General features: G+C 49.7%; 14 protein-coding genes. 11 read left to right on the forward strand and 3 right to left on the reverse strand.

What is annotated here, in order from left to right; translation table 11 throughout:
* Window positions 1-193: 193 nt before the first annotated feature.
* The 11 genes from pilL2 to CRENPOLYSF2_RS15545 all read left to right on the forward strand — a co-directional run bounded on the left by pilL2 (window position 194) and on the right by CRENPOLYSF2_RS15545 (window position 9,994).
* Window positions 194-748, forward strand: coding sequence for a PFGI-1 class ICE element type IV pilus protein PilL2 (gene pilL2, locus CRENPOLYSF2_RS15495; protein ID WP_087144855.1), 555 nt, complete (start codon window positions 194-196; stop codon window positions 746-748).
* Window positions 735-1,598 (forward strand): hypothetical protein, encoded by an 864-nt coding sequence (locus CRENPOLYSF2_RS15500; RefSeq protein ID WP_087144856.1) that lies wholly within the window; start codon window positions 735-737, stop codon window positions 1,596-1,598. The genes pilL2 and CRENPOLYSF2_RS15500 overlap by 14 nt, the downstream gene beginning before the upstream one ends.
* A 9-nt stretch (window positions 1,599-1,607) precedes the next feature.
* A complete protein-coding gene (locus tag CRENPOLYSF2_RS15505) occupies window positions 1,608-2,261 on the forward strand; it encodes a TIGR03759 family integrating conjugative element protein (RefSeq protein ID WP_087144857.1) in 654 nt (217 codons plus the stop codon).
* Window positions 2,262-2,398: 137 nt separating this feature from the next.
* A complete protein-coding gene (locus CRENPOLYSF2_RS15510; RefSeq protein WP_087144858.1) occupies window positions 2,399-2,965 on the forward strand; it encodes a hypothetical protein in 567 nt (188 codons plus the stop codon).
* A 1-nt stretch (window position 2,966) separates the two neighbouring features.
* On the forward strand, window positions 2,967-3,515 hold the full coding sequence (locus tag CRENPOLYSF2_RS15515) for a transglycosylase SLT domain-containing protein (RefSeq protein WP_087144859.1): 549 nt from the start codon (window positions 2,967-2,969) through the stop codon (window positions 3,513-3,515).
* 35 nt (window positions 3,516-3,550) lie between these two features.
* Complete coding sequence (locus tag CRENPOLYSF2_RS15520) at window positions 3,551-4,054, forward strand: integrating conjugative element protein (RefSeq protein WP_176371139.1); 504 nt, start codon at window positions 3,551-3,553, stop codon at window positions 4,052-4,054.
* A complete protein-coding gene (gene traD, locus CRENPOLYSF2_RS15525) occupies window positions 4,051-6,096 on the forward strand; it encodes a type IV conjugative transfer system coupling protein TraD (protein WP_217884126.1) in 2,046 nt (681 codons plus the stop codon). Before CRENPOLYSF2_RS15520 ends, traD begins: the two co-directional genes overlap by 4 nt.
* A gap of 30 nt (window positions 6,097-6,126) precedes the next feature.
* Window positions 6,127-6,870 (forward strand): TIGR03747 family integrating conjugative element membrane protein, encoded by a 744-nt coding sequence (locus CRENPOLYSF2_RS15530; RefSeq protein ID WP_087144861.1) that lies wholly within the window; start codon window positions 6,127-6,129, stop codon window positions 6,868-6,870.
* Between the two features lie 335 nt (window positions 6,871-7,205).
* Entirely contained in the window at window positions 7,206-8,618 is a 1,413-nt protein-coding gene (locus CRENPOLYSF2_RS15535; RefSeq protein WP_087144862.1) for a circularly permuted type 2 ATP-grasp protein, read from the forward strand.
* Between the two features lie 3 nt (window positions 8,619-8,621).
* Complete coding sequence (locus CRENPOLYSF2_RS15540; protein WP_087144863.1) at window positions 8,622-9,614, forward strand: alpha-E domain-containing protein; 993 nt, start codon at window positions 8,622-8,624, stop codon at window positions 9,612-9,614.
* Between the two features lie 101 nt (window positions 9,615-9,715).
* A complete protein-coding gene (locus CRENPOLYSF2_RS15545) occupies window positions 9,716-9,994 on the forward strand; it encodes a sll1863 family stress response protein (RefSeq protein ID WP_087144864.1) in 279 nt (92 codons plus the stop codon).
* A gap of 68 nt (window positions 9,995-10,062) precedes the next feature.
* On the opposite strand, the gene CRENPOLYSF2_RS15550 is transcribed toward CRENPOLYSF2_RS15545, so the two are convergent.
* The 3 genes from CRENPOLYSF2_RS15550 to CRENPOLYSF2_RS15560 are packed head-to-tail and all read right to left on the reverse strand — an operon-like array spanning window position 10,063 to window position 12,453.
* On the reverse strand, window positions 10,063-10,875 hold the full coding sequence (locus CRENPOLYSF2_RS15550) for a transglutaminase-like domain-containing protein (protein WP_087144865.1): 813 nt from the start codon (window positions 10,873-10,875) through the stop codon (window positions 10,063-10,065).
* A gap of 55 nt (window positions 10,876-10,930) precedes the next feature.
* Window positions 10,931-11,716: an N-formylglutamate amidohydrolase gene (locus CRENPOLYSF2_RS15555; protein WP_087144866.1), complete on the reverse strand. Its 786-nt coding sequence runs from the start codon at window positions 11,714-11,716 to the stop codon at window positions 10,931-10,933.
* 11 nt (window positions 11,717-11,727) lie between these two features.
* The gene (locus tag CRENPOLYSF2_RS15560) at window positions 11,728-12,453 is read right to left on the reverse strand and encodes a proteasome-type protease (RefSeq protein WP_087144867.1); all 726 of its coding nucleotides are present in this window, start codon (window positions 12,451-12,453) and stop codon (window positions 11,728-11,730) included.
* Between the last annotated feature and the right edge of the window lie 709 nt (window positions 12,454-13,162).

The following is a 13,162-nucleotide window of genomic DNA, read 5'->3' on the forward strand; positions in this document are numbered from 1 at the left end:
TATATCGGCAAGCCTCTGATGGTGTGAGGTTAATCCCGTTGACTTTCGATTTGATGTACTAGCCATTACCCAGTCCTTAATTGAGAGTGTAACCCACATCACAAAAAACTGTCCGATTTGGAAGGACGGTTTTCTATTGCCGCCTGAATGATTTTTCCGCACACTGTTTTTAACAGCCGTACAGGGAAAAAACATGCCTCACTTAGCCTTTATAAAATTTACACCCTTTTGGGGATTAATGGTCACCACCTGTTTGTTGTGTGGATGTGCCAATACTATCCACACACGATATGAAAAGGCCACAGCTCGATGGCCAGCATCTACAGCCAACCAAAGCTATCTGGCTGCTTTAGAAACCACCGCCACTAAACCAGGACAACATTGGCTACAAGTAGGCCGTTACCACACGGTCAATGCCGTACCGTCCAAAGAACAACAAGCGTTGTTGCAGGTCATCATCGAAGTCACCTTGCCGGAGGAGGTGGCTGATATCCAGGCGGCAGTGGATTATTTGTTGCTGCGGAGTGGTTACCAGTTTACCGTTTTGCCCCAATCCTTGGATGTTCAACAATTATTGCAAAAGCCCATCCCTGCCGTCCACCGCCATTTAGGCCCGATGACCTTGGAAAGTGCGTTACAGACCTTGGCAGGCAATCCCTTTCAACTGACCGTCGATCCGGTACACCGCCAAGTAGGGTATGCGCTACCTGCCAATATTACAAAGCAGGTGTTCCATGAGTTCCGATAATAATGCCGAGCTGGATATGGAAATGGATAATGAAGGCCATAACGATAGTTTTGAGCCCTTAGGCCATTATTACACTAAATCGGTGACACCGGTTAAATTAGGCAAGCTGACGCGTTGGATAATGATTGCTTGTGCCTGTGTAGTGCTCGCGTTATCAATAGTCTATTCAGGACATGTTAAACAGATTTTGCCATTCCTTAAAAACTGGCAGATACCCCCATTTGTCTGGGTGTCGGCTGAAACTGTATCCCCATCAGCCCCAAAAATCAGCATGGATACACGGGTAACGGAAATACCGGAAGCACATCCCCTGTATTTCCGGCCAGACCGTTTTACTGATATTCATCAGAACTTGCCATTACCGCGACCCATCGATAGTCCCAAAATAACACAACTGGAAAATCAACTGGCCTCATTAAGCACGCGTATTGAAACACAGCAGCAAACCTACACGGAACAATTTAAGACATTGGAGAACCAGTTAAAAACCATGCAGCAACAAGCCAGTAAACAACCAGTGGTACGGACAGCCATTAAACCACACCACCGAAAACCGCCAGCGGTATTGCCTAAAAAGCAAACGTACCGGCCAGTAAAAACCAAAACCGCACCGCGCAAGCCATCAGTACATGCAATGGATACCAAAGCATCAGTACCGGATTTTACCTTAGCCAGCATTGACCAGTGGGGTGACAAAACACAGGCTGTGCTACGCCATCACGGCCAGCTTTATACCCTGGTGCCAGGCAGCACATTGTCGGGGTGGACGGTAGTGGAATTTGCTGACAGCCACGAAGGTGTTTATATGGCCAACCGTCAAGGCCAACGCCGCTTATTGTCCCTGGATTAAGGTATCGTGATGAAAGCAGTCATTTATCCGTTACCGTATTTGGCTTTTAGTGCCGTGCTGATGCTCTGGCAAATACCGGGCTTAGCAGTTGAGATCACCCAGCCGCAAACTACACCCTTAGCGGCCAGCACGCCCACTGCCTTAAAACCGTCCGTCACCGGCATCGAAACACAGCCGTTTGACCGGCAGCAATGGCAACTCAGTGAACCGGAATGGCAGCGCTATACCAGCCTGTTGCAAGGCATACGCGGCAGCGTCAGTCCCAAGTCGCTGTCACCTTTGGAAGTGCTGGGCATCCATGCCGAAACCACCCAGGAGCGTAAACAATATGCCAAGCGTTGGGCAAGGCTGATGCACGAAGATGTTGAGCGTACCCTGGCTTTTCAACGTGCTTATCTGGAAGCCGCCAAGGAACTGTACGGCCAGGCACCGTTGTTTGATGCCAAACTGATGTCCTCAAACAGCCCACATAACGGCCAAGCCAGTTTAGTCGATGGTGACCGCCTATTGGTGTTTGTAAAACTACAGGATTGTCTGACCTGTCATACGGTTGTGCAGCATGTGTTAACCCGCAGTGCCGGTAAACATGTCCAGGTGGACATTTATTTCACTGATACGAAAGAACAGCAGGATGAACCCCGTATGGTGGCCTGGGCCAAATAACACAAACTTGATCCACAAAAGCTGGCACAAAAAACGGTGACGCTGAACCATGACAAGGGGGCTTACTACCAGGTCAGCCAGCAAATCGTGGCCGATGTTCCCGTGGTGTATGTGCTGCGTGGCACCCAGTTGCATCAATGGGCGAACTAAACGACGGCAGGCGTGTCGTGGTGGGACTGCCGCGCATCGACCAATTATCATGCCAACGTTTTTTGCAACAATGCAGCCGGGCACTGGCTATCCCGGATGCCATCTTAACCGAATACACCTTGAGGAGTCCGATTATGCACAACGTCCATTTACAACAACCGCCCTTGGCGCAATATGAATGCGCCATCGGCTATGAATTCCCCTGGGGGCATATCCTGGAACGGCGGGTCAACCAGTATGTGGTGTGGGATTTTTGCCTGAGCCAGTTGCTCATGCACTATTTGCGGGCCGGCAAACGCCTGGAGGATTGCCAAAAACAGGTGTTTTCCGCTCTGGAGCGCACCTTTGACTGCACCACGCGTGACCTGTTTGCCCTGGTCGGGCTGTCAAAAGCCTGGCAACTGTGCCCCAGTTCCTCGGTGGGCATGTTCAGCCAGGTGGCGCATTTTACCGCTGAACAAGCGGCACGGGAATGGGTGGTCAGTGAACTGATGGCCGCCTTGCCGGATATTATCGCCAGCGCCCAGCGCCTTGTAGTAAAAACGGAGTATTAGGATGATTCGTCTGTCGATTGTTAAGACATTGTTGTTGGCCGTTATTGTCGGCCACACTGCGCCCCTTTATGCTTTCGTGCCGGCAGGCTACCAATGGGTGGCGCGTAACTCACAGGTGCCGGAACATTATTTTTACGGCATTGCCCTGAATGAAAGCGGTAAACGGTTGGCCAACAAAGACTATAGGCCGTGGCCGTGGACGCTCAATGTCGAAGGCAAAGCGTATTTTTACCCGACCCGAAAGACCTGTTACCGTGCATTGACCGGATTTCTGGGGCAGGGCAAAACCATTATCGATATCGGCCTGATGCAGGTGAACTGGCATTACCACCGTGACAAGTTGGGCAATCCGTGGCAAGCGCTGGATCCGTATTTTAATCTGCACGTAGGCGCACGGATTTTACGGCACGAATACGACAAAACCCATGACTGGTTCCAGGCCGTGGGGCGCTACCATTCGCCTGGCCAGCTCAGCGGCCAAAAGCAGCGTGCTATTAATTATGCCAACAATGTCTTTAAACGGCTGGCACGGCTCAGGCAGCGTTCATGATCGCCATGTCCCACGTTAAAAAGACAGTTTTTGTTATGACACTGACCATACTGCATGCGCCACATATTATGGCTGAACCTGTTGTAATTTTCGACAATGGCAAAACCCAACCCTTGGCTGCTTATTTGCCTGCCGTTAAACCGACCGTCCAAACCGCTTTTGAAGTAACGACCACAGCGACAGTTCTCAATGCTGAACATTTGCAGGTTTTATCGCAAAGTCTTCCGGTGATAACACCGGAACTGACCCCAGGCAACGTAGCGCCAAAAACCCTGTCGATCCCTTACCTGGAGCGGCCAGTGTTTATTATTGGCGCGGATGCGTTGTCATTACAGTGGCTACAGCAACACCGTGAACGCCTGAACACATTGCATGCGGTGGGCTGGGTGGTGAATGTGGAGACCGTTGCCCAGTTGAAGCAACTCAAACAACAGACCACCCCGTTGGAACTGGTTGCCTTGTCAGGGTCAGAACTCGCTCAGCAGTTTGGCTTAGACCATTATCCGGCACTGATTTCAACTAACAGGATCGAGCAATGAGTAAATCGTACCCGATGGAAGCGTTGTTGCGCCCGCCGGTGGAGTTTTTCACGGCGTTTTCAGCCGCAGGGGCAGCGTTTATTGCCGGTGTTGCACCCTGGGCACTGATGATGACACCGTCCGTGGGCACTGCCACGGCGGGAGTGTTATCGGTACTGGCCGTGGTAAGAAGCTGTGAGGGCTGGCGTATCGTGCGTTATCAGCGTAGCTTGCGGAAATTGCCGGAGTACCGGTTATCGGTGGCCAAAACACCGGTGAGCGCCACCCGTCTGTTTTTGGGGATGGGTTTTTTGTGGACCCAGCAACACACGCAGCGGCTACGCGATACCCAGCGCCCGAAAGTCCGGCATTATTTGCAACAGGGGTTTTTATACCGTTGGGCACGGCAGCTTGAAAGCCACCATGAAAAAAATAGCGCCTTCAAACCCTTGTTCTGGTTGTTTAGGCTGAACGTATGGGGCAATCCGTTCAAGCCGTTGCCGCCTGTTGGCGGTAAGCCGCAGATCCATGCCGTGGGCATGACCGAGCAACCTGTGTGGATGGATTTACGGGAACGGGTTGGCCATACCCTGGTTTTGGGCACCACCCGCGTCGGCAAGACCCGGTTTGCTGAGTTGTTGATTACCCAGGACATCCGCCGTGGCGATGTGGTGATTGTCTTCGACCCCAAAGGTGATGCCGACTTGATGAAACGGGTACTGGCCGAAGCCAAACGAGTAGGACGCGATAACGAGACTTATATTTTCCATTTGGGGTATCCTGAAATCTCCTGCCGCTACAATGCCATCGGCAATTTTTCCCGCATTACCGAAGTGGCCACCCGCGTCACCAATGCCTTGCCCAGTGAAGGCAACTCTGCGGCGTTCCGGGAATTTGCCTGGCGCTTCACCAATATGATCGCGATGGCGCTGGTGAAGATGGGGCGGCGGCCGGATTACCAGCAGATCACCCGCTATATCACCCATATTGAACCGTTATTGCTGGAGTATTACCGGCACTGGCTGCCGGAAGTCGCACCGGATGGCTGGGAACAGGCGGTGCAAAAGATAGCGGCAGGCATCCATGAAAAAGACCTGCCTTCGGCACTTAAAGGCCGCAGCCATGAGGTAATTGCCTTGGTGCGTTATGTGAAGGAAAACGGTTTTTATGATGCCGTGGCCGATGGTCTGCGCTCGGCGTTTGAATACGACAAGACTTATTTCGATAAAATCGTGGCTTCGTTGCTGCCGCTGATGGAAAAACTGATTTCCGGCAAGACCGCGCAATTGATATCGCCCAATTATGCCGATGCCGCAGACCTGCGGCCGATTATCGATTGGCGGCAGGTCATCCGCCGCAAAGGCATTGTCTATGTGGGATTAGATGCCTTGTCCGATATGGCGGTGGCCTCGGCGGTGGGCAACTCCATGTTTGCCGACCTGGTGTCGGTGGCGGGCGACATTTACAAGCACGGCACCGACCACGGCTTGCCCAATGACATTAAAAGCCATAAGTTGCCGACAGTTTCATTGCATGCCGATGAATTCAATGAACTGATCGGCGCGGAATTTATCCCCTTGCTCAATAAAGCCGGTGGTGCCGGTTTTCAGGTGACCGCCTACACGCAAACCTGGTCGGATGTGGAAGCCCGCTTGGGCAACAAGGCCAAGGCAGGGCAGGTGGCCGGTAATTTCAATACGCTGATTATGCTACGGGTGAAAGAACTGGCCACCGCCGAAATGCTCACTTCGCAAATTGACACCTGTGAAGTCAGTACCTTGATGGAAGTATCTGGTGTCAATGACTCCTCAGATCCGTTTTCAAGTGTGGACTTTTCCTCCAGCAATGAAGATCGGCTCAGTACCACCGAAGTGCCGTTGATATCACCAGCCACGATTATGGCCTTGCCCAAAGGCCAGGCGTTTGCGTTGTTGGAAGGCGGGCATTTATGGAAGCTGCGCCTGCCCTTGTCGGATGCCAGCGACGATCCTTTGATCCCCAAAACTATGTCCGATATTGCCCAAGATATGCAGCGCCGCTACAGCAGCAGTTTTAACACCTAAAGGCCACCTGTCACCCAAACCACCCAGCTGATGCCCGCACAGAATTCCAACCAAAACCGGTCTGCCCAGCAAGCCGTAGAGCAAGGCTTATTGAGCCGAAGCTTGACGACGGTGGTGCAGTTTTGTTTTTTTGCGCTGGCGACTTTGTTGTTGGCGGTGCTGATTGAATGGGTTGGCATGGCTTTTTGTTGGCAAGCCCAGGGTTCAAGCCACAGTGCGTTGATGCTGGAACAAGAGCTGGCCTATTTGAACAGTGATTTTAAGCGTAGCGCCCTGGTGGCCGAGCCAATTGAATTTGCCCGGCGTTGCTCGGCTAATTTCTATTATTATTTGTTCCAAAAAACCGGCATTGAACGGGGGCTTAAATGGTTGGCCAGCACAGAACCACAGCAACACCCGCAGTTACACAACTGGGTAAGATACGCTTATCAGGTGAGTGCGGATTACATTCTGGCTGCCATTACCATGACTTCCGTGTTCGCCGTGCGCCTGGCGGTGTTGGTCTTGTCAGCACCGGCCTTTGTGTTGCTGGCACTGGTCGGCATTGTCGATGGCCTGGTGCAACGGGACATCCGGCGTTGGAGCGGTGGGCGGGAAAGTGCCTTTGTCTACCACTGGGCAAAGAAGTTTATCCTGCCGTCTTTGACGTTGCCTTGGGTGGTTTATTTGGCTATGCCATTTAGTATCCATCCTAATGTGATTGTTTTACCGTTTGCGGTGTTGCTGGCTGTGGTGGTGAGGGTGATGACGGCAACGTTTAAGAAGTATTTATGACTTAAAAAATCTGTCCTGATGCGTGCGATAACGCACAGACAAGCCCATCAAAATCAGCTATTTTGTATGAGGTATCTGATTGTAATCTTAACGTTTACTATGAAAGTCGTATCCAGGGTTGAGATTCGTCTGACGGGGCGATGCAGCGAATGAACGTTAGGAAGCGGTGTTTCTCGAAAGTATTAACACTCGCAACAGGTTTGATAAAAATAGCTGACCAAATAAAGCACTGCAAAATAATTTTAAATTGGGAAACTTACTTAGAGAGAATCCAAGAGAGCCAGGAATGACGTAAGTTAGGGCGATGTTATTTTTTATTTAAACTGCTGGAAATTATGAAAAATAATTATAACGAAATGTACACCGACAATGGGGAAGTTCGTGAAATTTATGGACGTTACTCACACTGGCTAAAAGAATTGCCTGATGGCACGCTGGAACGCAGAAATACGGAAGCGGAGTTACTGTTCCGGCGGCTAGGTATCACCTTTGCCGTCTATGGCGAAACGGACGACGCGGAGCGCCTCATACCCTTTGATATTGTGCCGCGAATTTTCGGCGCTGCGGAATGGCAACGCCTGGAACTGGGACTTAAACAACGTGTCCGTGCACTTAACGCCTTCCTGCATGATATCTATCACGACCAGGAAATCATTAAGGCCGGACTGATTACTGCTCACCAAGTACTGGGCAATTCACTGTATCGCCCCGAGATGCAGGGTATTGACCTACCTAACCAGGTTTATGCCCACATTGCTGGGATCGACTTGGTGCGGGTTGCGGAAAATGATTTCTACGTGTTGGAAGACAATCTGCGCACGCCGTCTGGGGTGTCCTATATGGTGGAAAACCGTAAAACCATGATGCGTTTATTTCACGAATTGTTTGCCAAACATACCGTTGAACCTGTAGAGCACTATCCGCAAATGCTGCTCAATACCCTACGCGAAGCGGCACCGCCGAACGTCGAATATCCGGTTATTGTGGTGATGACACCGGGGTCGTATAACAGCGCCTATTTCGAACATGCCTTCCTCGCCAGACAAATGGGCGTGGAACTGGTCGAAGGCCAGGATCTGTTCGTCCATCAACAAAAAGTTTATATGGACACCACAGACGGGCCGATCCAAGTCCATGTGATTTATCGGCGGGTAGATGACGATTTTATTGACCCGCTGGTATTTCGTCCCGATTCAACCCTCGGCGTACCAGGCTTGATGGATGCCTATCGCAGTGGCAATGTTACCTTGGCCAACGCCGTGGGTACCGGTGTAGCGGATGACAAATCCACCTATCTGTTTGTACCTGAAATGATCCAATTTTATCTTGGCGAAACGCCGCTGCTGTCTAATGTGCAGACTTGGCGGCTAAGTGAGCCTGATGATTTGAACTATGTGCTCGCGCATTTGCCGGAGTTGGTGGTCAAGGAAGTGCAAGGTTCGGGCGGATACGGCATGCTGATTGGCCCGACCAGCACAATGGCCGAAATTGAAACATACAAACAACGCATCTTGGCAGGACCTGCCAAATTTATTGCCCAACCGACGTTGGCATTGTCATCTTGCCCGACGCTTGTAGAAGCTGGCATCGCGCCTCGGCATGTCGATTTGAGACCCTTCGTATTGTCAGGCAAAGACATTCGCATCGTGCCGGGTGGCCTGACGCGGGTGGCGCTTAGCGAGGGTTCATTAGTGGTCAATTCCTCGCAGGGTGGTGGCACTAAAGACACTTGGGTACTGGAGGACTAAATCATGCTATCACGGACTGCAGAAAACTTATTTTGGATGGCACGCCATATTGAACGCGCCGAAAACACGGCACGTATTCTGGATGTGGCACAACGCTCCGCATTACTTCCGGTAGTCACCGACATCGAAGAAGCACATTTGTGGTATGCACCATTGAAAATAACCGGTAGCGCCAAAGGTTACGCAGTCAAGCATGGACTGGCCAAGGCAGACACGGTCACCCATTTTATGGCTTTGGATCCAGACAACCCAGCCAGCATTTATAGCTGCCTGCGTCTTGCCCGCGAAAATGCGCGGACAGTGCGCGGCGCAATGACATCGGAAATGTGGGAAGTCATCAACGATTCCTGGTTGGAGTTCAACCGCCAGCCGAGGCAAATGGATTATGAAAAATTCCAAGTCTTTTTCGACCGCGTCAAGGTTCGCTCACATCTGTTCCGCGGCGTAACATTAGGCACCATGCTCAAAGATATTGGCTTCAGTTTTATTAAGCTAGGCACTTTTCTTGAACGCGCCGACAACACGGCACGAATACTTGATGTCAAATACCATATCCTACTGCCTAGCGTGGATGATGTCGGCGGTGCGGCGGATTATTACCAATGGGGGTCCTTGCTGAAATCAGTCAGTGCCTTCGAAGCGTACCAAAAAATATATCGTGACGTGATTTCCCCAAAGAGGGTCAGCGAATTGCTGATTTTCAGGGGTGATATGCCACGTTCACTGCATGCCTGTTTGAACGAAGTGGAGGCTGCCTTGATCGATATTGATGGGACATCAGGCAAGGAAGCCCGTCGCCTTGCTGGAGAACAACACGCTGAGCTGCATTTCGGCCGCATTGAAGATGCTTTCGGTCATGGCTTACACGAATATCTTACCGATTTTTTGAAAAATATCGCCCTGTTGGGACAGGAGATTCAAACCGATTATTTATCGCGCCGCCACAGCATGTTGGGAGCCGAAGCAGCGCCCCTTAAGATTTTAGAAAATCCTTAAATTTCATGGGTTATTACTAAATATCCATCTTTTGATGCCACTTAATCGCAACCAATAACACCTGCAAACCATTTTTAAAAATAACTCGCAGTGAGAAGCGAATGAAAACAAAGGTGCAATACTTAGAACATTTGGAAACGAAACTGAATGAGTATGGTGTACAAATTGACCTCCTAACTGTCAAATTTGAGAAAGCAACAGGCGCGTCGAAACTGCAATTTTCACCAGAACTAATGGCTTTGAAGGCTAAATACAATGCTGTTAGGGAGAAAATGCAAGCATTGGAGCAAACTAGCACCGAAGAATGGGAAAATGACTTATTAGTGAGGGCCGAGACAGCCTGGAACGCGATGAGCTACGGTAAAGTAATAAGAAATTGATAAAGTCTGGCAATTATATTTGTCTATGGACAAGTTTGTAGAAATCACAAGTGCTGGACATAAATACTTTAGCCTGATAATACCTCATCAGTCCTGATCTTGAAACTCACCAAGGTATTCGGTCCAAAAGTGCTGCTGATGGCGACATCCTCAGCATCGCGGCCACGGGCAATGAGCACACGTCCGATACGCGGGATATTGTTTCTGGCGTCGAAAGTATACCATTGGCCTTCCAGGTAAGCTTCAAACCAACCGGCAAAATCCATAGGGCTATAGTTTGGTGGTACACCAATGTCGCCTAAATAGCCGGTACAATAGCGTGCGGGAATGTTCATGCAGCGGCAGAATGTTATGGCTAGGTGGGCAAAATCACGGCACACACCGGTTCTTTCTTGATAGGCTTCCAATGCCGTCTTGGTGCGGCGTGCATGTTCATAGCCAAATGATAGATGGCGATTGACGTAGTCGCAGATTGCTTGGACACGACCCCAACTTGTTGGTGACTTATCAAACAGTTGCCAGGCAGTCTCGGATAGGCGATCCGTCTCGCAATATCGGCTTCCCAGCAGGAAAACCAGGGTATCATCCGGCAAATTTTCGACAGGCGTTTGTTTTGCCCCAAAGTTGACCCTATCCGGTTGCCCAGTATCCCTTATGATCGCATCGGTGGAAAGCTTAAGCTGGCCTGTGGGGGCAATAATACGGCTGCACCAGTTGCCAAAATTGTCTCGATAAGCCGTTAACGGGACAGGCGGGTCAGTAATCAGGTGGTCTGGAATGATCAGGTCAGAGACGCGTGTGTAGTGTACATTCAAGGTCACGATCATTGGGGTCGGCTGCGGGCAGTCATAAATAATTTCATAACCAATACGGATTTTCATGGTAATGCTCCTGTTGCTCGCCGGTGCTGACTTTGTCAGAAACTGGCCGTTTGGGTTATTGGGTTTGAATGGGCCTGAGTGGAAAATTCTGGCCTAGCTTGGATAATGCTAGGCAAAGCGATTTGACGATCACTTTACGCAAAGCGGGCCAATGCCGTCCTGCCTTGAAAATGTGCTTCTGGTTGACTTCCAACTCGATCCCTATGTACTTGTCTTGTGGTAGCCGTTGGCGAAACCAAGAGGTCAAGCCATCGCCTTTTCCTTCATAAGGGTAATTGCGACGGACGCTTAATTCGGGGGCATAAGCTTTTAAGGCCAACTTCCATTGCTCACACAGGGCTATCTCATAGGGTCGGGCAGGGTCATAAAGCAGGCCAATATCGGCATTACGAACCTTACCATTCAATTCTGGCGTGAAACTGTGGGATGAGAGATGAATCACCTGGCCGTATTCTGCAATTGCCTGTCTGACTAGGTGTTCTGCTTGGGTACGATAGGGCTGGTAATATTGCTTCAATATAATGTCTCGTAGCTCAGATGGCAGTTTACGGATAGTTTCGTAATGGAGATGTGGGTGTCTTACGGATCGATTCAAGTCAACGAGCAGGCGGCTTACCGTAGCAGCCACCAATGGGGCTGCAAATGCAGCCGCCAGATCTTTTGCCATATTGATTGCGCCGGGGTCAAAACCACGATGACTATCTAGCAAGGCCTGATTGGCTTTAAACAGGTCACGATAAAGACTGGGAATGCGGTTGCCGCCGTGCTCGCAAGTAATCACTAGACTATAATTGTTGCAGTGGGTTGTGCATTCGTCCATCGCCGAAATCTCTGAATGCATCCTTTGTGCCCCTACCAATCTAGGTTTGGCAACCGACTGAACACCTGACGCACCCCTTCAGTCCATTGCTTGCCGAGCGCGTTGAAATACGTGTCTCCTATGTCGAAACGCCGACGCATCGTTACCTCAAGGCTGTCCCGTTGATAGCAGATCAGGTCAATCGGCATACCGACGGACAAGTTGCTGCACATCGTCGAATCGAAGGAGACCAGTACACATTTTGCGGCATCGTTCAGAGAAGTCGAACGGGTAATGACTCTGTCAATGATTGGTTTTCCGTATTTCGTTTCCCCAGTCTGGAAATAGGGTGTCTCTAGGCTAGCCTCGATGAAGTTACCTTGCGCATAGATGCGGAAAAGGCGTGTTTGCTCGCCAGCGATCTGGCCACCAAGTATGAATGAGGCGTTGAAGCTGACATTATTTGCCGCCAATTTTTGCCCGTCACGCCGGTCAACGTCACGCATTGCGTCCGAAACCAGCATCGCTGTATCGAACATGGACTCCGCGACCCATAGATTTGGGATTCCGTCCTTGGCATTTCTTTGTTTGAGTATGCTAATGACAGCCTGTGTCCCAGCCAAGTTACCCGAACTCAATAGCACGATAACACGGTCACCTGTCCGTTCAAATACAGTCATCTTGCAGAAACTGGCAAAATTGTCGACACCTGCATGGGTTCGTGAGTCTGAAGCAAAAACCAGCCCGGAATCGAGCATAGTGCCAACACAGTATGTCATGGGTGTATTTCCTTTTCCTTTTTTTGAAATAATATCTGAATTAAATCAAGAGGTGTGTGGGGAGGGTAGAGTCTTAATGTTTGACGCTAAGCTGTTGCAGTTCTTTGCTGGTTGATTTTTAATTTTCGACATATCTGACCAATTCTCCACAGTTAGTGATTTTGGCTGCATAATTGATCCAGTCATTGGCTAATTTTACTTGACTACTGAACCTTGTCTGTGCGCTATCGTACTTAGTAGGTAATCGCGATTATCCATCGAACTCGTTTTTGCAAGCGCTTGATTGATTTAAGGCCACCTAGAAGATATCTACACATTTAAATGAGGTATGTAGGTCAATACCTTCGCCAAACGGATAGGGACAGTTGAAAATAGATCTTCAATCATAGCTAAATCGTAACTACCTAGTACATCAAATCGTATAAAAACAGGATAATAAAAATCTTCAAATCATGAATGAAATGCTGATTGTGTACAGCATAAAGCTAAATTAAAATCCTGTTGACTTCCAATTTGGTGTACTAGTACTCAGTCACTCTTTAAATGTCGAATAACAGCCCCCATAAACAAGTTTCACGTAAGGGATAGGCTGACTATGAAAAAGAAATACATTGTACGATTGACAGAGGACGAAAGAGATTATTTGGATGGCATAATCCATACAGGGAAAGTGGCAGCACACAAAAGACTTCATGCAGAAATACTGCTT

The organism is Crenothrix polyspora (assembly GCF_900163755.1).
GTDB lineage: Bacteria > Pseudomonadota > Gammaproteobacteria > Methylococcales > Methylomonadaceae > Crenothrix > Crenothrix polyspora.